This is a genomic window from Acinetobacter sp. GW821-FHT01E09 (assembly GCF_059422385.1).
The window spans coordinates 2,093,628-2,118,893 of sequence record NZ_JBWKWU010000001.1 but is presented as its reverse complement, the minus strand read 5'-3'; the positions used below and the strand labels follow the sequence as shown (position 1 = coordinate 2,118,893).

The following is a 25,266-nucleotide window of genomic DNA, read 5'->3' as shown; positions in this document are numbered from 1 at the left end:
GAAAAAGAGGGTTTGTTTTTATAGAGTCGCTAAAATATCTTGCAGGGTTTTACTTGGATGTTCAGATTGAGTAATTGGACGACCAATTACTAAATGAGTAGAACCGTCAAGCATGGCTTGCTTAGGCGTTACAATACGCTTTTGATCATCTGCATTTGCACCAGCTGGACGAATCCCTGGTGTTACCAAAGCAAATTCAGCACCCAAATCCTGACGTAACATTTTGGCTTCCTGAGCCGAGCATACCACGCCATCCAAACCACTCTGTTGTGTCAATTTAGCCAGACGTTTCACTTGTTCAAATGGCTCTATGTCTAAACCAATATCACGCAAATCTTCACGTTCCATTGAAGTAAGTACAGTAACCGCAATCAATTGAGTTTTATAGTTACCTGCTTTTAAGCGTTCTACGCAAGTTTCCATCATTCTACGCCCACCTGAGGCATGGACATTGACCATCCATACACCCAAATCAGCCGCAGCACAAACTGCCTGCGCAGTTGTGTTCGGAATATCATGAAATTTTAAATCGAGGAATACTTCAAAGCCCTTATCATGTAGTGCTTTCACAACCAGAGGGCCTTCATGGGTAAATAATTCTTTACCGACTTTTAAACGACATAGTGATGGGTCAAGCTGATCAGCAATTGCTAGGGCGTCATATTGGCTTTTTGCATCTAAGGCAACAATAATACTCACGAATCTCAGTTCCATCACATAAATTTGCGCTCATTATAAAGTGATTCACGCCATGTACAAAGCTAGAAAATCGACTTCAGCACAAAACAATCAACTATTCTTAGATCTTGCTCATGATTTATCTCTGCTCTGAGATCAAAATTGCACGTGTGTCTTGCTCCAGTGCTTCAAAAATATGCGCTTGATCTGCTGGATAGGAAATATAGTCCCCTGCTTGAAGTAACTCAGCACTGTCTAATAAACCGACTTTGGCAGAGCCCTGCATAATAATAATATGCTCCACACTGCCAATAGGATGCGGTTTACTGCAACGCGGCTCACCCGGTTGGGTTGTCAGCATATACACGTCTCGTCGTGCATTGGGTGGGCATGTCGCCAACAAAACAGCCTGATAATTTGATATTTCAGAAACAACTGAAGCGCCCTCGCCATAACGAATCACTTGTGTAGCTTGGGTTTGTGCTTCCATAAGTTTGGCAAATGGAATATTTAAAGCCACGCAAAGTGCCCATAAAGTTTCTAGACTCGGATTGCCCTGCCCAGATTCAAGTTGCGAAAGTGTGGATTTCGCAATGCCTGCACGTCGAGCAACTTCTCCCAAAGATAATGCAGCACTTTTTCTTTCTTTTTGCAGATTATTTGCAATGATTTCAATTGGTATAGACATTATCCTTCCAAAAAATACGATCGTTCTATTTGACGAACAAAAATAATCAAACTATTATAACAAATGATCGTTCATTTTATCGAACGATCTTATTACCCTAAGCAAGGCTCATCTCAATGAAGTATAAAGAAATAAAAAATTTACCCAAGCCCCTGATAAAATCAATCGTGATTCTCTGCATCGCAACCGCACTGATCGGGATTTCATTAGGTACACTTGCGGTCAATTATCAACTGCCGATCTGGATACCTTTACTACTTTCAATCTGTGTCTTGGCTGGTGCTGCCGAGTTTACTTTCATTGGCATGATTGCTGCTGGAAGCAGTCCGATTACAGCTGCGATTGTAGGATTGCTGATTAATTTACGACATCTGCCTTTTGGTTTAGCGATTACCCATTTTATAGAAAAAAATAAATTAAAATATTTTGCTACACATATTATGAATGATGAAAGTGTCTTATTTGGTTTAAGCCAATCTTCAAATGAGCTAAAACTGAGTGCTTATTGGCTGTGCGGTGTCGGAATTTTATTTGCTTGGCCCATAGGCGTTTTAAGCGGTTATCTATTGGGAAGTCATTTAGCTTATGCAAAATTACTGGGTATCGATACGATTTTTCCTGTCGTACTGTTTGCACTGACCTTTAAAGCATTAAAAAGAAAATCTGCTCGAAAATCGGCAATGACTGGTGCAGTCATCAGCCTCACTACTTTTCCATTTCTACCCTTAGGGATTCCGATACTTATGTCATTATTTGGCTTGCTTGTAGGAAGAAAATAACATGCATCAGCAATTTATCATTTTGATCGGGATCATGCTGCTGGCGATGGGTACTTATCTAATCCGATATGCAGGACTTTCACTCAGCCAATACTACACCATCACTCAACAACGTGAGCAACTTTTTAATGATGCCGCAACAACTTTACTGTTTTCTATTGCGATTCTCAGCACTTTTTTTGAAGGTGCGGATTGGGCAGACTTAGGCAAAATCATGGGGGTATTGGTAGGCTTATTTCTGATTTGGAAAAACCACTCACTTATCACGACGATCGTAATAGCAATGCTGGTCACCACAATATTCCGCTTTGCTGAATTTTTCTGGTTAGCCCAATAGAATTGTTAAAGCTTACAAAAAGCGTTTTACAACAATCAAAGCGCTTTTTTTAACAGCATAATGCAAGTGACTATGCATGCTTAATTATTGATTAAAGATAATGTTTTAATCTCTATGCATATTTTTTATGGATACTTAATCAATCAATCTTAAAGCGCTTAAAATTCATTTTATATTGATCATTATGAAGCACTTCACTTACTCCAACAAATAAAAAAATCAAAACACAGTCTTCTATTTATCGTTCTTTATACTTACAACAGATAAATTCTTTTTCATATATTTAAAAACCTATAAAAACTTAAAATAATATTAAATTAAAATTATATTTTTCTCATTCATTGCATCCATGTTTGCTCTAGAATTTATATTTTTAATAAATCTATCTGCGCTATTTCTAAATATATTCTTTATAACTAAACAAACATTACACCATAACTAAACAATCAATCTCTTTGATAAATCAAAAAAGTAATCATATTAAGTGAAGCAAAGGTGCATTAAAAACACCTTCTGTTTTTAAAAGTAATCTAGGATGAACGCGATTTTATGCTGATTTAAGAATTTAAAAATAATTTACAAATAAGCTAAATAAATATTAAAGAAAATCCTTTAAATTCAAGCTTATAAATTTTTTTGATGAAAATGATCAATTACAGTGCAGCGTATTAAAATAAACCCAATATTTAATTAACCATGATAATAAATTATTTTAGAAAATCTTAAAAACATACTCACGCTTAATACAAGCAGATCAAAATAATTTGCTATAATATGACGTTATTCACAAAAAGTGACATTTTTTGTCACTTTTTGGTAAACAGAACTAAATTTTCCTTTAATTAAATAAACATGTTAATTATAAATATACTCTTGTATTTAAATAATAAAAAACAAATCTAAAACAAATAACATTATATTGTGCTTATAAGATAAAAATAATGTGATATTTGTCTCTTTTTTTCATTGTTTTTATTTAGGAAAAATTTATAGTAGCCCTTATTGTTTAGCTCCTAAACACTTCCCCTTTATTAGGAAAGTACCAGTAAAGGGCAAATCAACGCAGTATTGAGAGAAATTCTATGAAAAATATTCAATTGGGTTTAGCGATCATTGGCTTAGGTTTAGCATCTTCAACAGTTTTTGCGGCTGCTGATGGTACAGTAACAGTTACAGGTAAAATCGTTGATCAAACCTGTACAGTTGGTGGTACTGCTGGTAACTACACTGTTGTTTTACCGACTGTAGGTAAATCAACTTTAGCGACAGCGGCGACAACAAATGGCGACACTAAATTTACGATTAATTTAACAGCATGCCCTGTAGGTAATGTGGGTGTCTATTATGACAACACCAATGCAAATATTAATACTGCAGGTCGTCTAAACAACACCGTAACCACTGGCGGTGCAACAAACGTAAATATTCAATTATTAAACTCTGCAAAAGCAGTGATTGACCTAACTAAAGATCGTACAGGTCAAAACATTGTGACTTCAAATGTTGCAACTGCAAACGGTTCTGCAAATCTTGATTTTTATGCGCGTTACTATGCAACAGGTGCAACAACTGCTGGTGATGTAAGCACGACTGCAACTTACTATGTTGTTTATCCATAATTAAACATTTGGATCTGTAAGTTTTTAAAAAGGTCTGGTTAATTTCTACATCTTAACCAGACTTGCCTCTCCCCAAGGGTCTTTCGATGAAAAAACCATTTTTTATTTCTAGTTTGTTAATGCTCAGTACTTTGATCACATCCGCGCATGCTGGTATTGTGATTACAGGTACCCGTGTAATTTACCCAAGTGATAAAGAATTTGTATCTGTGCAATTAACCAATGTAGGTGATCAAATTGCATTGGTACAGTCATGGGTGGACAGTAAAGACATTATTGCAGATCCAACCACAACCCAAGCCCCATTTATTGTTACCCCTCCGATAACGACGATTGAAGCAGAGAAAGGACAATCTTTACGTGTCATTTTCAATCAAAAACAAAAGCTTGCTACTGATCGAGAAACATTATTTTGGCTTAACGTGCTTGATATCCCTGCCAAGCCAACAGCTGAAGCAAATTATTTACAATTTGCGATACGTAATCGCTTAAAACTGTTTTACCGACCAACTGGCATCAAAATGGAACAGCAACAAGCGTTTCAAAAAGTTGAAGTACAGCGTGTAAACAGCCAACTACAAATCAATAATCCAACACCTTATTACTTAAATTTTGGAAAATCGAATCTGGTTTTAAAAAATGATACGCCAAGCGAAATTAAAAATCTAAGCTTTATAGAACCGTTTTCAAAACAACAAATTGATGTCGAAAATTTATCAGACGCTAAGTCCGTACAGCTTTATTTAATCAATGACTACGGCAGTTTATCGACAATAGAGAAACAGTTTTAATCTAAATTATTGGGAGAATTGTGCTTGAAACATTTCACACTTAGGTATAGTGTTTTGGCGCTAAGTCTATATCTATGCAATCAAAATGTTATAGCGCAAGCACCACAATTCGATAATAGTTTTTTATACGGCCAAAATTCTAAAACAATTGATCTTGAAAAGTTTGTTTCAAGCGATAAAGTCGCGCCAAATGATTACATCCTCGATATTTACCTAAATGATCGTTATATCACCCGCTCTATTGTGCATATTTCAGATGATCCTGAATCACCTGAAAAGCAACGTTATTGTATTCCACGCAGTACTGTTAAGCAGCTTGATTTCAATCATAAACTTATCGATTTAGATAAAGTCATTGGTGACTGTATCGATACACGCTTAATGAATCATGTCGTGTTCTGGAAGCTGAATATAGCGGAACAACGAGTGGATGTTTCAAGCCCTCAATCGATGTTAAATGAACGACCATTTGGTTATATAGATCCATCACTTTGGGAAACTGGTGGAAATAGCGCTTTTCTCAAATATTACTACAATTACTATAATTCAGATTATGGTCAGGACAACAAACAAGATTCTAGCTTTCTGAATATTAATTCTGGTATCAATATTGATGATTGGCAATTCCGTCATTCTGGTAGTACTAGTATGGGAGACAGCAATCATTCAGGCCAATATACCAGCTATGAAAACAAGCTTATGCGAGTACTGCCTAGTTTAAAAACTCAGCTTACTCTTGGCGATTTCTATACCAATACCAAAACCATCAATAGTAATTCGAGTATTGCCATTCGTGGGGTACAACTTGCCAGCGATGACAGAATGCTTCCGGTTTCATTGCAAAGTTACGCACCCACAATTTCAGGTTATGCAAAAAGTAATGCTTTAATACGAGTTCGCCAAAATCAACAAATTATTATGGAACGCACTGTTCCTGCCGGCGCATTTAATATTACAGATCTCCAAACACCTGGGACGGGTGGTACATTAAATGTAGATATTATTGAAGCAAATGGTGAAGTCCGCAGTTTTGATTTGCCTTATAATAATTTTATTCAATCTATCCGCGCAAAGCAGTATCGTTATCAAATTGCAGCAGGTACTTTTCGTCAAAATAGCAAATCCTATGATGAGAAGTTAATCAATGCATCTTTTGATTATGGATTAAATGATTTTATCTCAGTGAGCAGTTCAGCACTGGTCAGTGATCATTATCAATCCTATATTCTAGGAACCGCGTTAAATACCAAACTCGGTGGTATCGCTTTAGAAAGTAATTATGTTAAAGCCAATATTAACCAATCCAACCAAAATTTAGACAGTTCTTTGCTTACGCTGCGCTATAATCTGGCACTAAACGGTGCAAAAACAAATTTCAGTTTAAACAGTACTGTTTATGGCAATGATCAATATTATTCCTTTGATGAAGCCATGCAGAATCGTTATATCCAAAACAACAGCTCTGCATTGGTGCTTAATGGTCGTCCCAAGTCATCAAATTATATTCAACTGAGCCAAAACCTAGGGCATCAGTTTGGTGCTGTTTCAGCCAGTTTTTCACAGTATAAATTCTGGCATCAAGTCAATACACAAAAATTCTATCAAATTAGCTATAGCAATAGTTATAAAGGCATCAGTTACTATGTGGGTATGCAACATACTCAAAATGATCAATATAAATTAGATAAAGATACCCAATACTTTGTAAATGTGAATATTCCCCTGTCGTTTAAAAAGAAAAATAGTAATTTACGCCTAAGTAGTGAAGTCTATCCAGATAATAATGCGCTCAATACCAATCAAGTCGGCATATTTGGAAATTTAGGTGAAAATCAACAGTTCGGCTATAACTTCAATTATTCAAATAGTAAAGATAAAGATCTCTTCAGCAGTTCTTTGAGTTATCGAACCAATCCAGTTTATTTAGCATCGACTTATACAACCGACTTTGACCAACAACGTCAATACTCTTTACAAGCACAAGGTGCTATCGTTGCACATCAACACGGCATCACTTTAGCCAATGATTTAAATGATACTTTTGCAATTATTCATGCCAAAGGTTTAGAGGGAACCAGCCTCTCCAATGGAAATAATATTAAAATTGATCGCTGGGGTAATGCGATTATTCCCTATCTAAATCCTTACCAATACAATAGTATCAACTTAAACCCAAATACAATTCCATTAAATACCGATGTTGATGCAACCCAATTACAAGTTGTACCCAAATCAAACGCAAGTATTTTAGTGGATTTTAAAGCGTTAAAAACCACAAAAGCCTTAATTGAACTAAAACACGCAGATCAGGTACTCATTCCAATGGGTGCTCAAGTGAAAGATGCTTTGGGTAATACAGTCACCACAGTAGGACAAGGTCAGCAAATTTTTATGCAAAATATAAATCCTGGACGCTATAGCGTCTACTGGACTAATGCTGATTCTTGTCAATTCGATATTTCAAAAGAAATATTGGAACAAAGTAAAAATCAAATCCCTTTTGCAAGCTTTAGCTTAAACTGCAAATAAGCACGGAGTAATTTTATGCTGAAATATAAATTGTTATTTATGTTATCTACACTCCCTGCAAGTTTCGCAGTATTTGCAGATTGTAGTGTAGGTAGCAATTTCACCAGTGGCTATAGCATGCCGACGATGAATGCCAACACCATGAATATCAATAAGTATGAAGGGACGTCGGTACAATCCAATGTGTATTCACGCGAAGTTGCTTCAGCCAATTTTGATATTTTCCGAGTCTATAGTGGATGTACTGTTGGCACAAATAGAACCATTTTTGGGAATGTTTTTGCCACCAATGTGACGACCTATGATGCCAATATTTCGCGTTTAAATGCTTACCCAGCTTTAGGGATTAAAGTTGAAATGGGCGATGCACCGGCGAGTGGTACATTAAAAACACTAAATACCACTGAGTTAGCAATTTATAGTTATAGTGGTGATACGCATGGTGTAAAAATGAGGGTGACATTATATGTTTTACCTAGAACATCAACAATGACCTCATACCCCACAACGATCAATGTTTCGAATCTACGAATAGCAACCATCAGTTTAAGACGTGTTAGTGATAATGTTCTTATTCCTGCAAATACACAAATTCCAGTATATTTAAATGCAACAGTCAATATCTCTGAATCCACATGCTCACTGAGTCAAAGTAGCTACACCATTGCACTGCCTGATGTTAGTGTACGAAACTTGGGTTTAGTCGGAAATGAGACTGCATTAAGTTCAAGTAATACAGCAACCCTCAGTATTAATTGTGCAAATTTAAACGATGGCGCAGGTCGTGAAATAAAGGCTTATACCACGGATGCCTTAAATCAATCCAATGCAACAAATATATTAGAAAATCAAGTCGGTGCTGGATATGCGACAGGCGTAGGTATTCGTTTACGTGATAAAAATAACGCGATAATTAGCCTAGATCCAAACCAATCAAAGACGACTAACAAATGGACCTTTGGCAATTTAAGCACTTCGCAGCTGATTCAACATGTGATTAAAGCCAATTATGTAAGAACAGCAAATACGGTGACACCTGGTCTGGTCAGATCTCAAGCTTATTTGAATATCGTATATGATTAAAAAATAGCGAACTTATATTCTTTTATTTGTTTGATGATATTTAGTAAACTTTTTGATATCGAATAATCGACACAGTCAAAAAATCAGTACCAACAAAAAAGCGCTTTACGGTTATGGTAAAGCGCTTTTTTATCATAATGATTAAAGCGTATTGATATTCTTATTTTCTGGTTGAATATCTAATACCGTCTTTTCATGACGAGCACTTGCGGCAGCTTCAGCAGCGGCCAATTGTGCTGTCTGTATTTGTTCTTTTCGGAGATGATCAATATCTTTACGAAGACGCTTAACTTCCCATGCGTTTTGGAATACACGGAAAACCTGTACACCAAGCAACAATCCAAGAACAATCCCGAGTACCAAAGTTAATAATAGCAATAAGCCTAAACGCATTGCTGGTACTTGAGTAAACAATAAATCTACAGGTAGTTCAGCTGGATTCTGCAAGACTAATGCTAAAGCATAACCAAAGACTACCAGTAGTAATGCAACTAAGAAATAGCGCATACTCACCTCATTCGAATTTTATTAATTAGCAGATTCGTTTACTGCATCACGGAGTGCTTTACCAGGTTTAAAGTGAGGTACAGCTTTTGCTGCAACTTCTACTGATTTACCTGTTTTAGGGTTACGACCCACACGTGGCTCACGGTGATGTAAAGCGAAACTACCAAACCCACGAATTTCAATACGGTCATCTGAAGATAACGATGCAATCATTTGATCGATCATAATCTTAACTGCTTCTTCGACTAATGGCTCTGCTAAATGCGGATTTTTAAGAGCAATTCTTTCTATTAAGTCAGACTTATTAAGTGCTTCAGTTGTCATTTAAGACCTCATTAATTTTAATGCTAATTGATATACACCAGATAATATCCTTTTTAAATACAAAAAGGTAGCGCAGTAATCATATACTACGCTACCTTTTACACTAATTGAATAAAAAATATTAATTAATTACATTAAATAATACTTCTTAACAATCACTTAGTGGTTCATCTGTGCTTTGATCAAATCACCAATCGTCTTAGGACCATTGTCTTGACCAGTAGGCGCAGTTGTAGTTTTCAAGTTTGCTACAGCTTCTTTCTCTTCAGCTTCGTCTTTCGCTTTAATCGACAAGTTGATAGAACGTGATTTACGATCTACATTGATGATTTTAGCTTCAACTTCTTGACCAACTTCTAAGAATTTAGTTGCATCTTCAACGCGATCGCGGTTGATTTCAGATGCTTTCAAAGAAGCTTCAACTTCGTCAGCTAACTTAATTGTTGCGCCTTTAGCGTCAACAGCAGTTACTGTACCTTTAACCAACGCACCGCGTTCGTTAGCAGCTAAGAAGTCATTGAACGGATCGCTGTTCATTTGCTTGATACCAAGACTGATACGGTTGCCTTCAGCATCTACAGACAAGATAACTGCTTCAACTGTATCACCTTTCTTGTAACGACGAATAGCGTCTTCGCCTTGTTCGTTCCAAGAAATATCAGACAAGTGAACTAGACCATCGATACCGCCAGGTAAACCGATGAAGATACCGAAGTCAGTGATAGACTTGATCGTACCAGAAACTTTTTCACCTTTGTCGTGTGACTTAGAGAACTCTTCCCATGGGTTCGCACGAGTTTGCTTGATACCCAATGAAATACGACGACGCTCTTCATCAACTTCAAGAACCATAACATCAACTTCATCACCAATCTGAACAACTTTAGATGGGTGGATGTTTTTGTTTGTGTGATCCATTTCTGAAACGTGTACTAAGCCTTCAACGCCTTCAGCGATTTCAGCAAAACAACCGTAGTCAGTTAAGTTTGTAACACGTGCTTTAACGATAGAACCTTTAGGATAACGGTTCATGATCGCTAACCATGGATCTTCGCCTAATTGCTTAAGACCTAAAGATACACGATTACGTTCTTTGTCAAACTTAAGTACTTTAACAGTAACTTCTTGACCCACTTCAACAACTTCTGAAGGGTGTTTGATGCGTTTCCAAGCCATATCTGTGATATGTAGAAGACCATCAATACCGCCAAGGTCAACGAATGCACCGTAATCAGTAAGATTTTTGATCGTACCAGTAACTGTTTGGCCTTCTTCCAATTGAGAAAGAAGCGCTTCACGGTCAGCTGAAGATTCAGCTTCCATTACAGCACGACGAGATACAACAACGTTGTTACGTTTAGCATCAAGTTTGATTACTTTGAATTCTAACTCTTTGCCTTCAAGGTGAGTTGTATCACGAATAGGGCGAGTATCTACCAATGAACCTGGTAAGAATGCACGAACTGGACCGATGTCAACAGTGAAACCGCCTTTAACCTTACCAGAAATAACACCAGTAACGATTTCGCCGTCTTCAAAGATTTTTTCAAGTTTAGTCCAAGTTTCAGCACGTTTCGCTTTTTCACGTGATAAAACTGTTTGACCCATACCGTTGTCAAGCGCTTCAACAACAACATCAACTTCATCGCCAACTTGAACTTCAAGTTCGCGTTGTTCGTTTAAGAATTCTGAACGTGCAACAACACCTTCAGATTTAAGGCCAGTGTCAACAGTAACCCAGTCAGAGTCGATGCTAACAACGATACCTTTAATAACGGCACCTTTGTCGATATTGAGAGTTGATTCGCTTTCTTCAAAGAGGGCTGCAAAAGATTCGGTCATGATATACCTAGTAAAGTCAACGGTCTTGGATCAGACAAGGCCGGTTTAGTTAAGCCATCCACATAGTCCGTATAAACTGATCAAGCTATGCTTTGGCTAATATTTGGTTAAATATTCTTTATTTAGCTAAATGTAACTCGACATAATCAGTCATCAGTTTAAACACTTCATCGATGTTCATTTCTGAGCTATCAATGATATAAGCGTCTTCTGCTGGCTTGAGTGGAGCGACTGTGCGTTCCATATCTCTTTTATCTCGAGCTTGTATATTTGCTAAAATGTCGCTTATTTTAACATCCAGCCCCATTCCCTGCAACTGTTTTACACGACGCTCTGCACGGGACTCAGCTGAGGCAGTGAGATAAATCTTCGCTTGTGCTTGTGGAAAAATAGAAGTACCCATATCACGCCCATCGGCAACCAAGCCAGGCAACTGGGCAAAAGCATGTTGTCGATCTACCAATGCCGCTCTAAGCGCAGGAATTGCTGCGACTTTTGAAGCAAATTCACCAACGCGTTCAGTACGAATCGTTTGTGAGACATCTTCACCATCCAACAAAATCATGATTCCGTTGTCAGCACTCTTAAATACGATATCTAAATTTGTTGCAATCGTCACACTTTGTTGCAATACAGATTCAGTGTCTAATGCGTCCAACAATTCTTTTTGATGCAATGACAATCCAAGCAAACGATACAGCGCACCAGAGTCTAATAAATGGAATTGATAGTGATGCGCAAGTTTTGCTGCAAGTGTTCCTTTACCAGAACCACTTGGCCCATCGATTGTGATAATTTGAATTGTCATTGAATTTCCAATTAAGCTACAGACTTAGCAAGTTTCTTAAATCCAAGTGTAATCGCAAGTTTAAGCTGTGCAAGTATTAATTTACTCACAAATGGTGCACGTGCTTGTAATTCGATCGTATAGTCAACACGGGTTTTGTTTGTAGCAAGCGCTGTAAACTCAATAATTCCAATATGATGTTTAATCAATGGATTGTTAATTAACTTATATTCAATACGTTTATTGACATCCAGATGCGTAATTTGCTCTTGAATCGGCTTGATCGGACCAAATCCCATACGACGGATAGAACCTAATCCATCTGGGCGTTCAGGATCAGCAGCATCTTTTACCCGTACAACTTGAATGGGAGCAAAAGCCACATTATAGGTTGAATGTTTTGATAGCAAGTCAAAGACCTGATCGATTGGTGCATTAAACTCTTGTTTTACTTGAATAGAATTCATTGTTATACCCTTTTAAACTTTAACTATATTTTTAAACCCTTATTTTGACAATTTTCATTGTCACCAAAATCTTGTGTATTTTAGATCATTTTAATGAGTCATTTAAGGTCTTTTGTTGTAACTTTAATTGTTTTTTTTGCTCACGGCGCATTTTAAAAAAATCAGACAGTTGGCTTGAGCACTGCGTTTGTAAACAACCACCTTCAAACTGAAATATATGATTGTAATAGCCAATCTCTAGCAGTTGACGACTACTGATGAGTGAACCCGCTTTAGGTTCAGTCGCGCCAAAAACCACACGTTTGATTCTTGCATGGATTAATGCGCCGACACACATGGTGCAAGGTTCAAGTGTGACATATAACGTGGCGTCTTCTGGTAGGCGATAATTTTCAATCTTTTGACACGCATTGCGCAGTGCCTGAATTTCCGCATGGGCTGTTGGATCATGCTGAGCAATCGGTTGATTATAACCTTCACCGATGACTTGCCCCTGACTTACAATCACAGCTCCTACTGGAATTTCACCGATAGATGCAGCAAATGCAGCTTGCTCTAAAGCCAGCTGCATCCATTGTTTATCTATGTAGTGTTGAGTTTCTTCAGTCATACGACCTTAAATAATACCGTACTGACTTAGCAGCGTATTCCAACTGTCAATTGTTGTTACAGGTGGGTTTTTCGCAAGGATTCCACGCAATGTTCGCGACTCAACCTGTTCCCACTCTGGTGATAAATCTTTATCCACCAAACGTGCGCGTACACCTTCAACAAAATCAGGATGACGAATTTTCCAATCAGAAATTTGTTTTTCTAATTCAAAAACCTCAGACCACGGATGAACTTGACGTCCCCACTGCCATAACAACCAGGTAATCGCAGCAGTACTTGGTGAACCTTTTTGTAGATTCTCGCTGGCTTGACGCAACCAATCACTACGCGCATCACTTAGACCAATAATCGCTTCATAATCATGTTCAAAGTTTACACCACGACAAACACTATGAATCACATCCAAAGAGTTTTGCAACGGTCCAGGTGAAACTGGACGATGTAAACTATTTAAGGTGTCATCTAAAGCACGGAAATCACCAGCAGGATAATGATCCCAATCGATATCAATCAGTTTCTGTAAAACCACATCACGTTGTGCATCACAAATATGGGTTGCCCAACCAATCCCATAACCACCCGCTGCAGTCATGATCGATCCAGTTAAACCCGTAAATAAACCAATCGGACCACGATCTGCCAAGAAACGTGTAGCACCCACATCTGGATATAGACCGATATTCACTTCAGGCATAGCAAGACGCGAATACGGTGTAACTAAACGGAAAGGCGCTGCCATGAATAAGCCTAAGCCACCACCCATAACATAACCTTCACCCCAAACCACTACAGGTTTAGCATAATTATGCAACAGTAAATCTAAAGCATATTCCGTTTCAAAAAACTTATTGGCTGTTTCAACTTCATTGTTGATCACCAATTGACGCAGTTTACGAACGTCACCGCCTGCACAAAAAGCTTTAGGCGTGGTTGAATCTAACCAAATTGCCTTAACTGAGTCATCATGATGAAAATCCTCAAACAGCTTCAATAATGCCGCAACGATAGATTCATCAAGTGCATGAAGCGACTTAGGACGATTTAAGCGAATAATTCGCCATCCCTTTTTCGCTTCTTCGATAATCAGATCTGGGTGATAATTATTTATTTCGGGAGAGTTTGTCATGCGTCCAGCTGCCAGTCGATTGGCTCAATGCCATATTGTTTCAGATAATTATTTGTTTTTGAAAAAACCTTACAACCAAAAAAGCCACCACGATTTGCTGCCAATGGAGATGGGTGCGCAGCTTTTAATACCAGATGCTTCGTTTGGTCTATACGTTGTCCTTTTTTCTGAGCATATGCGCCCCAAAGTATAAATACAATGTGCTCTCTATGCTCATTCAACACATCAATCACATGATCTGTAAAATTTTCCCAACCGCGTTTTTGATGTGATGTCGGTTGCCCAGCTTCCACTGTCAACACACTATTTAAAAGCAATACACCTTGTTGAGCCCATTTGGTGAGATCACCATGTCGGGATACAGGTACAGCTAAATCTGTATTTAATTCATGAAAGATATTACGTAAAGACGGAGGCAATGCAACGCCTTTTTGTACAGAAAAACTCAACCCATGCGCTTGATCAGGACCGTGATAAGGATCTTGTCCTAAAATCACCACCTTTACATGATTCAATGGCGTTGTGTCTAATGCATTGAAAATAAGTGAGCTCGGTGGGTAAATGGTTTTATTTGCATTTTTTTCAGCAACTAAAAAAGAACGCAAATCATCCATTTGCTGACTCAAAAGAAACTCAGCTAAACCTTCTTTCCAACTTTGATCTAACCGAACTTGATTTAATTTTGTTTGTTCGAGTTCAGATAATTGCATCAACTTTCATCCTAAATTTCATTTTCCTAAAAATTTATTTGTCCTAAAGATGGATTTCACTCAAAAATCATCATTTAAATTTTAACCTGTAAATCCACTTCAGGGTTTTGAAACGGAATACCCTGTTTCAATTTTTCATACATTTCTGGGTCAGACCATTCAGATGTGACCTGCTCAGAAAAAATAATTTTATCCAGACTCAACAGTCCCATCTGAGCATTTTCAATATCTTCTTGAAAACTTTGCGCATAACCTGTATCGGTTTCATGCACAATCACAGAATAGACTTCAACATCCCCTTCCCCATTTTGGGTAATGGTTGATTTTAAAATCTGTTGCGCGAGAAAAAAGAATATCCGTGAAAACTGTTCAGCCGATGGAGAAACTGGCAAAGCCACCCAACGAGCACTAAAAGTTTTACACGCCTGAATATATTCAGGGTTATCTTCTTGCCAAAAACAGATCGCATGGTCAAAACTGTCGAAAATTTCTTTGATTACACCTTTAAGCAAGCCAAAGTCATATACCATTTGACCATGATCAAGTTTTGAAGCTTTAAGTAGTAATTCAACTTTATAGCTGTGCCCGTGTATAGACCGTTTGCAACGATCTGACGTGCAATTCCGCACAATATGTGCATTTTCAAACTTAAATAACTTACGAATTAACATGAGCCAAATTTTATAAACAAATCGGTAAAGAATCTCGATTATAAAGCAAAACTCGAACCCTGAGCATTAATTTTCACGTTGATTGCAATTAGCCAAAAGGATGATCTGCTTTTTTAGGCCTATTTAGCTTATCGAATCATGTTTACTCAATCAACCAACCTTTTAACTACCTTTTAACTATCTTTTATAGTTATTTAAAATCATATAGTTAAAAAAAAATTCACTAAAATTTTCAAAATGGTGCAAGGCTACGCGAATAAACATAAACTTGTGATTTATCATTACGCATAAAGCGTGTAGTAAATTGACGCTTGCGATTGCTTAAAGATACTTCGATCTTAGCTTTAAAATAACTGGATGTTACTCCAAAAATCTTGTCTGCCTCGGTTTTGCTTGCAGCTTCCAAGCTGTCAAATGGTGCGATTTTCATTAGCTCGCCCACATTGGCAAAATGCTCAAGTTTTTCTTGTCGCGCTTTTAAAGCTGTTTGTACGCTATTTACGTCTAGTTTTTCATCCATGGCTGCTAAAACCATTGCAGGTGCGGTATTGACATTAATTTTTGTTGCAATATCTGGCAGTGCCGATATATAAGGTGCAATTAAATCATACTTTTTTTCTTCAAAACCGCGTACTTGTTTAAGTTCTTCAACACTGGAAAATTTTCGATTTGCAGCCAAATATGGTTTAGGCAAACCTTGGTAATAACTTGTTTCAGCGCCGTATGAACCTATGGTTTCATTGTCTGGATCTTGCCAATCAATCACGGCTTGAACAGCATCAGCTGGTAAACCGACACGAACCAAAAGCTTAGAAAAATATTTCTGTGCCGCTTCGTTGGGCTTACCTTCATTGGTTAATAAACTGTTTAAATTGAATTTACCGGACTCATCTTCCAACACACCTGTGACATATCCATCTTCAACCGGAAATGCTGGCATCGGTTTTGCCCAAGTTTCCTGTAAGTAATCTGCCTCTTTGCTGTTTTCGCTGTCTTGTACCAATATCTCAGAATAAAATGCTTCCGCACTCTTTGCATAAAAAAGTGCTTGGCTTTGCCGTTTTAAAAACCCTGTACTTTCATTGGTGTAATTTTGACGTTTAGCAATCGTCGCAGCAATGATGGTTGCCAAAGCGACCATCACTAAAATCGTAATTAATGCGATACCCTTTTGCTGCTTTAATTGCATGAATGATTTACCTAAATTTATTGATCCGCATCGACCACAATACTGATTTAATTAGCTGTGCCGTTATTGATCAGATAGTCAGAATTGAGCAAACTAAAAATCCATTCATATTCTATATCACGAATCGTGACTTTAATTTTAATCCCACGCGGCAATTGCCCATCATTTTTAATCATATCGTTTGGCCAACGATCTAATTCTGTTGGATTTAAAACATCAATACGATATTGATCCACATCTGCCAACAACACACTCGACAAGGGCTGTTCTGAATTATTTCGATTTAAATTTGAATATTTTAACCGATAAAGTTTTTTCTCTTGCGCATTGTAAACATATTCAATTCGTTCATAGGGTGACAACCCCTGTTTAAGCGGGTCGGTTACACCTGTTTTACTGAAAGAAAGTTTTTGATTATCTAAACCTAAAGCAGGTTCAATTTCCTCACCACTTCTTGCAGAAATAGGAACAATCTGTAAGGTATCACGCTGAATCTGTTGATAGGCACCTTGTAATTGGCCTAAATTTTCCTCATGTATGACATTACGATCTTTAACTTTAATCAGGTAGTCAAATATTTTCCAGCCCAATGCTGACAAAACAGCAAAGATTGCTATGGCCACCAAAAGTTCAATTAAGGTAAAGCCTGTGCTTTTCTGTGCATACACAGTTTGATTTTTTTTATGCTTGATTAGATTCATCATTATTTTTCTTTGATCGGATAATTAAAGAACACCATATTGGTAATCCCTGCTTCTACTTTACCCGTATCAGGATTAAAAAGGCTCACTTGCACATCTATTTTTTGTACATTTGGGCTCAGTGTAGATTCTGCTTTTTTATCTACCTGCCAAGTTTCACCTTGTGTGGTGACTTGTTTGGATGACGTTCCTGACAGCCATTCACGATTAATCATCATCATTGAGATTTCATTCTGTGCAACAAACTGAGCCTTGGTTCGTAAAATCGCATTGGCGGTCGACTGCGTATATTGCATCGCGACTTTGGTCAAAGCCATTGCTGCGACTGCAAAAATCGCCAAAGCCACAACCACCTCAATTAAAGTAAAGCCTTTATTTTTCTTCATCTACTTTACCCAAATAATCAACTCGAATTACCCCACCCACTGGCTTTTGCTGATAATACATTTGAATTGTGACAGGTTTGACTTCACCATTTCCAAACCAAATCAATTTAGGTGCATTATTTCCCAAGAGTTCTGAGTTATTTGCATTTTGGAATTGATGATCTTCCGTTTCAATAGAAAATGAAACGTATTCTGGCAACGCTCTTTTAGGAAAGTCCGTCACTTCTTTCCATGGTTTATTGTCAACCACTCGAATACGTTGCTCAGCGTCTTCTTTGACTGGAATATACTCAATAACACCATACTGTGCAGCTGCAACATCCGTAGCATTGTGTAAATCAAGTGCATAAATACGCGCTTGATCATTGGCTTCACGATTAATCTGCTTTAAATCGAGCAATAACATCTCACGTGCTTGCATAGCTTTACGCTGATCTACGCCATCAATATTTAAAATGATCAATGAGGCAATAATACTGATGATGACGATCACCACCATCACCTCAATTAAGGTAAAACCTCGTATTTTTTGAGATGATCGTAGATTTTTCATTGCAGCTAAGCCACCTGTTCTGAGGCTTGTGGATGTTTTGGCACAGCCAATGCCTGATCAATCAATGCGACACGTAAGGTATCTCGACAACCTAAATAACGCTGATAGAAGCTGGAATTCAGTATCGCTGCTCCACCATGCGTAATTGACCAAATCGAAGCCAAATAATCACGTACCGACATCAAACTTTGAATCGATTCTAGATAGCTCTCTGTCATGCGAATAATGATACGTAACCGTTGTTTACGCACTTGATAGAGTTCGCTAAATAAATGATGGATGCCTTGTCCAGTGGTGGATAATCGCTCTTCGATCTGATGGAATAACACTGCACGTTCAGGATGATGTAAATGGTGCAACATAAAAAAAGCCAAATGCTCAGGAAATGCTTTTTCAGTATCACGTACCATTTCAAGTAACATACGTTCATTACGAATGATGAGCAGTATATACAACTCATCTTTACTCTGAAAATGCTTATAAAGTGTTCCCTTGGCTAGATCTAGTTCTGCAGCAAGGGCATCCAATGTCATCCCTGCTTCACCGTTTTCTAAAAGCAGTTGTTCAGCAACCTGAAAAATTAATGCTTCTCTTGCTCTAAACTGAGCCTGTCGATCCATCTTCACCCGATAAACTCTCTTGTTAATTCTATCCGTTAATAAATTGACGCACTTCTATTGATTGCTTTTTAAATCAGTGCTTTTCAATCACTTTTGTTGAAGCAGATTTTCAAAATTTTGTGTGGTAATGAAAGCGATCTCTTCAAGCGTTTTATCATATACATCACTTAGCGCTTTGGCTACATAAGGAACGTATTTTGGTTCATTCGGTTTTCCTCGATAAGGCATCGGTGCCAAATAAGGACTATCCGTTTCAATCAACAAGCGATCTAAAGGCACTTGCTTTGCAACATCTCTTAAATCTTGCGCGTTTTTAAATGAAACAATTCCAGAGAAGGAAATATAATAACCACAATCTAAAACGGCTTTTGCCGTTTCCCAATCCTCTGTAAAGCAATGCAAAATACCATGTGTTGATTTTTCAGCCCGAATAATATCTACGGTTTCATGTTTTGCTGAACGGGTATGCACAACTACAGGCTTTTTAAGCTGTTGCGATGCGTGAATATGTCGTGCAAAACAGGCTTTTTGTTCAGCAATAAATTCTGTGCTATGAAAATAATCCAAGCCTGTTTCACCCAATGCCCAAACTTTTTCAGCTTGCGCCAGTTCAACCAGTTTTTCAACGCTTGCACGTTGCATCACTGCAGGATCTTCGCATGGATGTACACCAACACTATAACCCACATCTGAATGTCTTGCGGCAATTTCTGCAAGTGCGATATGGTCATCCAAATCTACAGAAATCCCCATAAACTTGGACACACCAGCATCTCTTGCTTGTTGTAATGCGGCATCGAGATCCCCTGCATAAGGTTCAAGATTTAACATGGTTAAATGGCAATGCGTATCAACAAACACAGAAATTCCTAAATATTGAAAATTGGCTTACATTGTAAAGCTAGGACGGTCTAAAGACATACTCCCAGCGAGTAGTTTTTCTGCTTCCATTTTGTAATAGATGCCTTTTTCGCCAGTGAGTTGAATTGCAAAACCTTGTGGCTTAATTCCATTTTGCTTTTGCGAAATCCAAATCACTTTCCCTGTTAAAGGAACTTTCTGTGATTGATCTGGCAAACCTGCCAATACAAACACTTCATCGCCCATTTTTACAGGATTCTTTGATGGTACAAATAAGCCACCGCCTAAAATATAAGGCATATAACTGGCTTGTAAAGTTGCACGATCATTGATGTTGACTTGAATCAAACCGCCCATACGTGGTTGCATGATTATTCCCCCTGAATATTCAAATTTTATGTCACATTCATTAACTGAATAGACAATTGATCAATAATTAGATTTGTTTGTACATTTTGATCAACTTTTAGCTTCGATTGTTGTAAATCTTCATAAATAGCGAACAAGCTTTGCAATTGATACTGCGCGGCAAGCTCATCCAATTGCAAATCTGAATTCTTTACAACTTGATTCAGCTTGACACAAATTATATCTGACAACAAGTATTCAAACATTTGTAAAAAATCATAAAAACTCAGTTCTTTATTCCATTTTGAAGCAAACTGTAAAGGCATGCTTTTTTGACTGACCAGTTTTTGCCAATCTTGTAAAAATTCGCCACGTCGATTTAACCAATCCAGCTCAGCAAGTGCCAATGCTTGTAATGGCATATTATTGGATAAGTTCATCAACAAGTTGATTTTAGAATGCATTTCAATCGGTAAATGCTGTTGCAAATATTGTTCTGAAAGTGTGGGGCTAATACGATCCATAGCAAAGTGCTGTAATCGACTACGAATCGTTGCTGGCAGCTTTAGATAATGTTCTGCAAGTAAGATAATCTGTACCCGATCACCTGGCTCTTCTAGTGTTTTTAATAATGCATTTGCAGAAGCAATGTTTAAAGCTTCTGCAGGTTCAATGACTATAACGCGCCAACCATCTACTGTCTGCTGCACAAATGGTAGTAAATCACGGATCTTCTCGATCTTAATTTTTGCGTTTTGCTTCTTATTCTCTTCATCGGTCGTGATATTAACATAGTTAGGATGAGTATCCGATTTGAGCCACTGGCAACTTGCACACTCGCCACAAGCACCTTGAGGTGTTTTATTTAAACACAAAACCCATGACAAAAAATGTTGGGTAAATGCATGTTTACCACAACCTTTTTTACCATAGAACAATAATCCATGCCCTAATTTTGGAAAGCGACCTGTTAAGGTTTCCCATGTTTGTTGCTGCCAAGGATAAACCTGAGAATTAGAAGCATCCATGAATCAAAAACCTAAATACAAGTGAGGTAAAACAAGTGACGCAAATATAAATAATGCAAAGTCAAACTATTCAAAAACCGCTACATCTAAGGCGTTTAAGCGATCCAAATCTGCTTGAGTATCGACACCAGGTGGTAAATTTACTTGTGCGATATCAATCGCAATACGATGTCCATTTTCTAAAACACGTAATTGCTCTAAACTTTCCAACTGTTCTAAAACACCCACATCCCAAGTGACATATTCTTGTAAAAGCTTGACACGGTAAGCATATAAGCCCAAATGGCGATAAGCATGCTGATGTAGCTTTTGCTCAACCTGTTTAACACCCTCTCGATCGTAAGGAATTTGTGCACGACTGAAATAAAGCGCTTCGTTGAACTTAGACATCACCACTTTCACAATGCTGTCACGCTGAAACTCGTCAAGCTGATGTATAGGCTCACATAAGGTCGACATTGAACAATCCGCTTTCTGTGCCAGCAACTCAGCTACTTGAATCACCAATTGTGCAGGCAATAAAGGCTCATCCCCCTGTACATTGACAATAATATCCTCGGCATCCCAACCTTTGATCCGAGCAACTTCACTTAAACGGTCTGTGCCCGAAGGATGATTCGGATCAGTCATCACAACATCCACACCTTCTGCTCGACAAAGCGCTGCAATACGTGGGTCATCTGTCGCCACACAAAGATCATCAAATCCCTGTACTTTTTTTGCTTGATCGACCACACGTAAAATCATGGCTCGTCCATGAATTTCTAAAAGCGGTTTACCGGGAAGACGTGAACTCGCAAAACGCGCAGGAATAACAATATGTTTCATCAAATTAACCTTGTATTAGATCAATACCAAGTTGAGTAAGTTGTTGGTTGAGTAATAGATAACATTCATCAGACAAGACAGCTCCCACTGGAACCACCCAAATCTCACGACTAAATGTAGAATGATTTTTCAATAACGGTAAAAGCTTTACCGCATCTTTTTCAGTGGTAATAATCGGATTGTTATCTTCAAACTGCAAATCATCAATTTCATAATCATAATGGTCTGGAAATTCATGACATTGAAATTGAGTTACACCGATACTTTCCAAGGTGTTATAAAAGCGTTGCGGAAAACCAATTCCAACGACTGCATAATAATCAAGTGCAGGATCAAACTGTTCAGATTGGTCAAAACTTGGATTTAATAGATAAGGTTCAGTCACTTCTAAATGCATATTGAGAGCTGAATGCGGCTGATGCGCATGCTCAATCACGGTACCGTATTTTAAACGGCTCACAGGCTCGCGTAAATAACCTTCAGGAAGTAGCTTCTGATTGCCCAAACCTCGGTTATTATCCAGTACAATCCATTCGATTTGACGCGCCAAAGCCCAATGCTGTAAACCATCATCACTGATGATTAAATCAAGTTCATAATGTTGCAGTAGTAACTCAATATTGGCTTGGCGATTACCACCCACCACCATGGGAACCTCAGTAGACTGAACAATTAAACAGGGTTCATCGCCCACTTGATCAGGCACAGAATCTAAAGTAACCAGTGCAGGGAAAGGCCCTTGCCCCCCATAACCACGACTAATCACGCCAACGCGAACATGGTGATGTTGCAAATATTTCACCAACTGGATCAATAACGGTGTCTTTCCACTCCCGCCCACAGTAATATTTCCAATAATCATCACTGGGACAGGTGCTTGATAGGTTTTTTTTATACCTTTTTGATACAGTTGCTTATTTACTGTAAAACCGAACTGATATAACCATGACAATGGCCGCAATGCAATCAACCACTTGGACTGTTTATTCCAAGCATCTTGAATGATTTGCGCAATAGACATGTTCGATTATTCCTCAAAGTTACGTTCATACAATTGATAGTAAGCGCCATGCTTCGCCAATAACTCAGTATGAGTACCTTGCTCTATGATACGCCCTTTATCCATAACCACAATCTTATCCGCTTTTTCGATCGTAGATAGACGGTGAGCAATCACTATCGTGGTTCGATTTTGATCAAGCATCGCTTCATCAAATGCTTTTTGAATAAAGTGTTCAGACTCATTATCCAAAGCACTGGTGGCTTCATCAAGGATAAGAATTGGTGCATTTTTAAGGATTGCACGTGCAATGGCGATACGTTGACGTTGACCACCTGAAAGACTTAAGCCCTGCGCACCCAAAGGCGTGTCATAACCTTTTGGTAACTCCATAATAAAGTCATGTGCATAAGCTGCTTTAGCAGCGGCAATAATGGCTTCCTCAGATGCTTTTTCTAATTGGCCGTATGCAATATTTTCACGCACTGTTCGATCAAATAACACTACTTGCTGGTTGACCATCGCAACTTGGGTACGCAAACAACTGAGTTCAATATCTTGAATAGGCAGTTGATCTAGATAAATTTGCCCTGCGCTAATTTCTTGAAAACGCACTAACATATTCACCAAAGATGACTTACCAGCACCTGAACGCCCAACCAAAGCAATGGTTTGGCCTGCTTGTATGTCTAATGAGAAATCATCAATCCCTTTTACATTATTTTTATAAATCAAAGACACATGATCAAACTTGATATTACCCAATAATTTTGGCGTTAAAGTTCCGGTATTTTCTTCTTGAGGCAGGTCTAGAACTTCAAATACAGAATATGCAGCCGCAATACCACGTTGTAATTTTTCATTGATATCTGTTAAATTTTTAATAGGCTTTGCTAATAACCCTGCTGCTGTGATATAGGCAACAAACTCGCCAGCTGAAGTATCGCCTAAAATTTGTGGACGTAATGCCAACCAAATAATGATACCTAGTGCAAAAGCCATGACCAATTGTACAAGTGGACTATTTAAGTTTTGTACAACCACCATTTTCAGACCACGTTTTAAGTTTTCTTCTGAAGACTTATAGAAACGTTTTTGTTCATTTTCCTCGCCAGCAAAGCTTTTGACAACAGCATTCGCACTGACTGTTTCTTGCACAATATGGTTCACATCTCCCATGGTATTTTGCACTTGAATAGACAGCTTACGCATGCGTTTTGAAGCTTTACGCACCAATAAACCAATAATCGGCATAAAGATAAAAATACACAAGGTTAAACGCCAATTGGTATACAGCAAATAACCCAATAAACCTAAAGCAATTGCACCATCACGAATTAATGTTTTTAACGATTCAGAGGAAGCTGCGGTTAACTGCTCCACGTTATACATAATTTTTGCAGTGATGTGACCTGATGAATTATCCAAATAATACTGTGCTGGCAGTTTTAACAGTTTGGCATAAACTTCTTGACGAATACTAAATACCAAACTTCTTGAGATGACTGCAGTAAAGTAGCCACCCATAAACAACCCTAAGCCACGGAAAAAAATCAACAAGATAATTAGCGCTGGAAACCAATCAAGATCTCCACGATTACCATCTTGAATTGCATCAATAATATATTTAAGTAATTTCGCTACAGAAACTTCAGTTGCCGCATTTACGCCAAATCCAATAATAACGAGTAAGGCTGCCCCCCAGTACGGCTTTAAATACGCCAAAAGACGGACATAGACCTTAAAATCTTGATTCACTAATTAATAACCTCGAGATGGAACTTTGGTACTGATATTGATGTTAACGAAACCGAGCTGTCCTGCGACATCCATCACTCGTATAACATCTTGATGCGTCGCTTTGGCATCTGCAGCAATCACAAACATCAGATCACGATTGTCATTTGCTGCTTGCTTAATTGCAGTACTTAAATCAGCCGACTCTTTACTCGAAAGTGCCTGCCCATTTACTGCATAATGCCCTGCCGAGTCTACCATGACTTCAATTTTATTTTTGTATTCTTTTGGCGGAACACCTTGTGCATCCGGTAAAGAAAGATTAATCCGACTTTGCTGGTTAAAGGTGGTGGTCAGTAATAAAATCACCAATATAAATAACAAGCAATCAATCAATGGCGTAAGATTGATATGAATATCTTCAACTGTTCTGCGTCTAAATTTCATGAAACACCCCTAAAACGG

29 protein-coding genes are annotated in these 25,266 nt (G+C 38.0%); 6 read left to right on the top strand and 23 right to left on the bottom strand.

The features are described 5' to 3' along the window. Positions 1-18: 18 nt before the first annotated feature. Positions 19-714 carry an orotidine-5'-phosphate decarboxylase gene (gene pyrF / locus AC07U8_RS09605; protein ID WP_004821273.1) on the bottom strand — a complete coding sequence of 232 codons (696 nt, stop codon included), beginning with the start codon at positions 712-714 and terminating at the stop codon, positions 19-21. 103 nt (positions 715-817) lie between these two features. Then, positions 818-1,366, bottom strand: a complete 549-nt coding sequence (locus AC07U8_RS09600) for a helix-turn-helix domain-containing protein (protein WP_004821271.1) — start codon at positions 1,364-1,366, stop codon at positions 818-820. A gap of 116 nt (positions 1,367-1,482) precedes the next feature. Between AC07U8_RS09600 and AC07U8_RS09595 the strand changes: the two genes are divergently transcribed. From AC07U8_RS09595 to AC07U8_RS09570, 6 genes are all read left to right on the top strand, one after another. Then, positions 1,483-2,145 carry an AzlC family ABC transporter permease gene (locus AC07U8_RS09595; protein ID WP_419261907.1) on the top strand — a complete coding sequence of 221 codons (663 nt, stop codon included), beginning with the start codon at positions 1,483-1,485 and terminating at the stop codon, positions 2,143-2,145. Between the two features lies 1 nt (position 2,146). Next, positions 2,147-2,482 carry an AzlD domain-containing protein gene (locus AC07U8_RS09590; RefSeq protein WP_419261906.1) on the top strand — a complete coding sequence of 112 codons (336 nt, stop codon included), beginning with the start codon at positions 2,147-2,149 and terminating at the stop codon, positions 2,480-2,482. 1,082 nt (positions 2,483-3,564) lie between these two features. Next, entirely contained in the window at positions 3,565-4,101 is a 537-nt protein-coding gene (locus tag AC07U8_RS09585; RefSeq protein WP_004720781.1) for a fimbrial protein, read from the top strand. Between the two features lie 86 nt (positions 4,102-4,187). Beyond that, positions 4,188-4,892, top strand: coding sequence for a fimbrial biogenesis chaperone (locus tag AC07U8_RS09580; RefSeq protein ID WP_419261905.1), 705 nt, complete (start codon positions 4,188-4,190; stop codon positions 4,890-4,892). A 24-nt stretch (positions 4,893-4,916) separates the two neighbouring features. After that, on the top strand, positions 4,917-7,421 hold the full coding sequence (locus tag AC07U8_RS09575) for a fimbria/pilus outer membrane usher protein (protein WP_494737763.1): 2,505 nt from the start codon (positions 4,917-4,919) through the stop codon (positions 7,419-7,421). Between the two features lie 15 nt (positions 7,422-7,436). Next, a complete protein-coding gene (locus AC07U8_RS09570) occupies positions 7,437-8,504 on the top strand; it encodes a fimbrial protein (protein ID WP_151801672.1) in 1,068 nt (355 codons plus the stop codon). 141 nt (positions 8,505-8,645) lie between these two features. Here AC07U8_RS09570 and AC07U8_RS09565 read toward each other — a convergent pair whose 3' ends face one another. From AC07U8_RS09565 to AC07U8_RS09465, 21 genes are all read right to left on the bottom strand, one after another. Beyond that, complete coding sequence (locus tag AC07U8_RS09565) at positions 8,646-9,011, bottom strand: lipopolysaccharide assembly protein LapA domain-containing protein (RefSeq protein ID WP_004821255.1); 366 nt, start codon at positions 9,009-9,011, stop codon at positions 8,646-8,648. A 21-nt stretch (positions 9,012-9,032) separates the two neighbouring features. Further along, positions 9,033-9,335 (bottom strand): integration host factor subunit beta, encoded by a 303-nt coding sequence (locus tag AC07U8_RS09560; protein ID WP_004720793.1) that lies wholly within the window; start codon positions 9,333-9,335, stop codon positions 9,033-9,035. Positions 9,336-9,494: 159 nt separating this feature from the next. Continuing rightward, the gene (gene rpsA, locus AC07U8_RS09555) at positions 9,495-11,177 is read right to left on the bottom strand and encodes a 30S ribosomal protein S1 (RefSeq protein ID WP_004821252.1); all 1,683 of its coding nucleotides are present in this window, start codon (positions 11,175-11,177) and stop codon (positions 9,495-9,497) included. A gap of 118 nt (positions 11,178-11,295) precedes the next feature. Then, positions 11,296-11,985 carry a (d)CMP kinase gene (cmk, locus tag AC07U8_RS09550; protein WP_004821249.1) on the bottom strand — a complete coding sequence of 230 codons (690 nt, stop codon included), beginning with the start codon at positions 11,983-11,985 and terminating at the stop codon, positions 11,296-11,298. Between the two features lie 11 nt (positions 11,986-11,996). Then, positions 11,997-12,431 carry an SRPBCC family protein gene (locus AC07U8_RS09545; RefSeq protein WP_419261902.1) on the bottom strand — a complete coding sequence of 145 codons (435 nt, stop codon included), beginning with the start codon at positions 12,429-12,431 and terminating at the stop codon, positions 11,997-11,999. Between the two features lie 85 nt (positions 12,432-12,516). Continuing rightward, positions 12,517-13,041, bottom strand: coding sequence for a tRNA adenosine(34) deaminase TadA (gene tadA / locus AC07U8_RS09540; protein WP_151801674.1), 525 nt, complete (start codon positions 13,039-13,041; stop codon positions 12,517-12,519). 6 nt (positions 13,042-13,047) lie between these two features. After that, on the bottom strand, positions 13,048-14,169 hold the full coding sequence (locus tag AC07U8_RS09535) for an enoyl-CoA hydratase/isomerase family protein (protein WP_034610216.1): 1,122 nt from the start codon (positions 14,167-14,169) through the stop codon (positions 13,048-13,050). After that, positions 14,166-14,879, bottom strand: a complete 714-nt coding sequence (gene ung, locus AC07U8_RS09530) for a uracil-DNA glycosylase (protein ID WP_004821244.1) — start codon at positions 14,877-14,879, stop codon at positions 14,166-14,168. Before ung ends, AC07U8_RS09535 begins: the two co-directional genes overlap by 4 nt. 74 nt (positions 14,880-14,953) lie before the next feature. Then, positions 14,954-15,550 carry a 6-pyruvoyl trahydropterin synthase family protein gene (locus AC07U8_RS09525; protein ID WP_004821241.1) on the bottom strand — a complete coding sequence of 199 codons (597 nt, stop codon included), beginning with the start codon at positions 15,548-15,550 and terminating at the stop codon, positions 14,954-14,956. A 232-nt stretch (positions 15,551-15,782) separates the two neighbouring features. Further along, entirely contained in the window at positions 15,783-16,739 is a 957-nt protein-coding gene (gene gspK / locus AC07U8_RS09520; RefSeq protein ID WP_151801675.1) for a type II secretion system minor pseudopilin GspK, read from the bottom strand. A gap of 47 nt (positions 16,740-16,786) precedes the next feature. After that, entirely contained in the window at positions 16,787-17,443 is a 657-nt protein-coding gene (gspJ, locus tag AC07U8_RS09515) for a type II secretion system minor pseudopilin GspJ (protein ID WP_494737762.1), read from the bottom strand. Then, complete coding sequence (gspI, locus tag AC07U8_RS09510) at positions 17,443-17,826, bottom strand: type II secretion system minor pseudopilin GspI (protein WP_004821236.1); 384 nt, start codon at positions 17,824-17,826, stop codon at positions 17,443-17,445. Before gspI ends, gspJ begins: the two co-directional genes overlap by 1 nt. Further along, entirely contained in the window at positions 17,813-18,379 is a 567-nt protein-coding gene (locus tag AC07U8_RS09505; protein ID WP_034610211.1) for a prepilin-type N-terminal cleavage/methylation domain-containing protein, read from the bottom strand. Before AC07U8_RS09505 ends, gspI begins: the two co-directional genes overlap by 14 nt. A 5-nt stretch (positions 18,380-18,384) precedes the next feature. Next, on the bottom strand, positions 18,385-18,999 hold the full coding sequence (locus AC07U8_RS09500) for a TetR/AcrR family transcriptional regulator (RefSeq protein ID WP_004821232.1): 615 nt from the start codon (positions 18,997-18,999) through the stop codon (positions 18,385-18,387). Between the two features lie 87 nt (positions 19,000-19,086). Further along, complete coding sequence (locus AC07U8_RS09495) at positions 19,087-19,860, bottom strand: TatD family hydrolase (protein WP_004720827.1); 774 nt, start codon at positions 19,858-19,860, stop codon at positions 19,087-19,089. Between the two features lie 27 nt (positions 19,861-19,887). After that, on the bottom strand, positions 19,888-20,229 hold the full coding sequence (locus AC07U8_RS09490) for a PilZ domain-containing protein (RefSeq protein WP_004821228.1): 342 nt from the start codon (positions 20,227-20,229) through the stop codon (positions 19,888-19,890). Between the two features lie 26 nt (positions 20,230-20,255). Next, on the bottom strand, positions 20,256-21,236 hold the full coding sequence (locus AC07U8_RS09485; RefSeq protein WP_494737761.1) for a DNA polymerase III delta subunit-related protein: 981 nt from the start codon (positions 21,234-21,236) through the stop codon (positions 20,256-20,258). A 66-nt stretch (positions 21,237-21,302) separates the two neighbouring features. Next, on the bottom strand, positions 21,303-22,064 hold the full coding sequence (kdsB, locus tag AC07U8_RS09480) for a 3-deoxy-manno-octulosonate cytidylyltransferase (RefSeq protein ID WP_096734010.1): 762 nt from the start codon (positions 22,062-22,064) through the stop codon (positions 21,303-21,305). Between the two features lie 4 nt (positions 22,065-22,068). Then, complete coding sequence (lpxK, locus tag AC07U8_RS09475) at positions 22,069-23,085, bottom strand: tetraacyldisaccharide 4'-kinase (protein WP_494737760.1); 1,017 nt, start codon at positions 23,083-23,085, stop codon at positions 22,069-22,071. Between the two features lie 6 nt (positions 23,086-23,091). Next, on the bottom strand, positions 23,092-24,822 hold the full coding sequence (gene msbA, locus AC07U8_RS09470) for a lipid A export permease/ATP-binding protein MsbA (RefSeq protein WP_244015867.1): 1,731 nt from the start codon (positions 24,820-24,822) through the stop codon (positions 23,092-23,094). A gap of 3 nt (positions 24,823-24,825) precedes the next feature. After that, positions 24,826-25,248, bottom strand: coding sequence for an ExbD/TolR family protein (locus AC07U8_RS09465; protein ID WP_004821219.1), 423 nt, complete (start codon positions 25,246-25,248; stop codon positions 24,826-24,828). Positions 25,249-25,266: the final 18 nt, after the last annotated feature.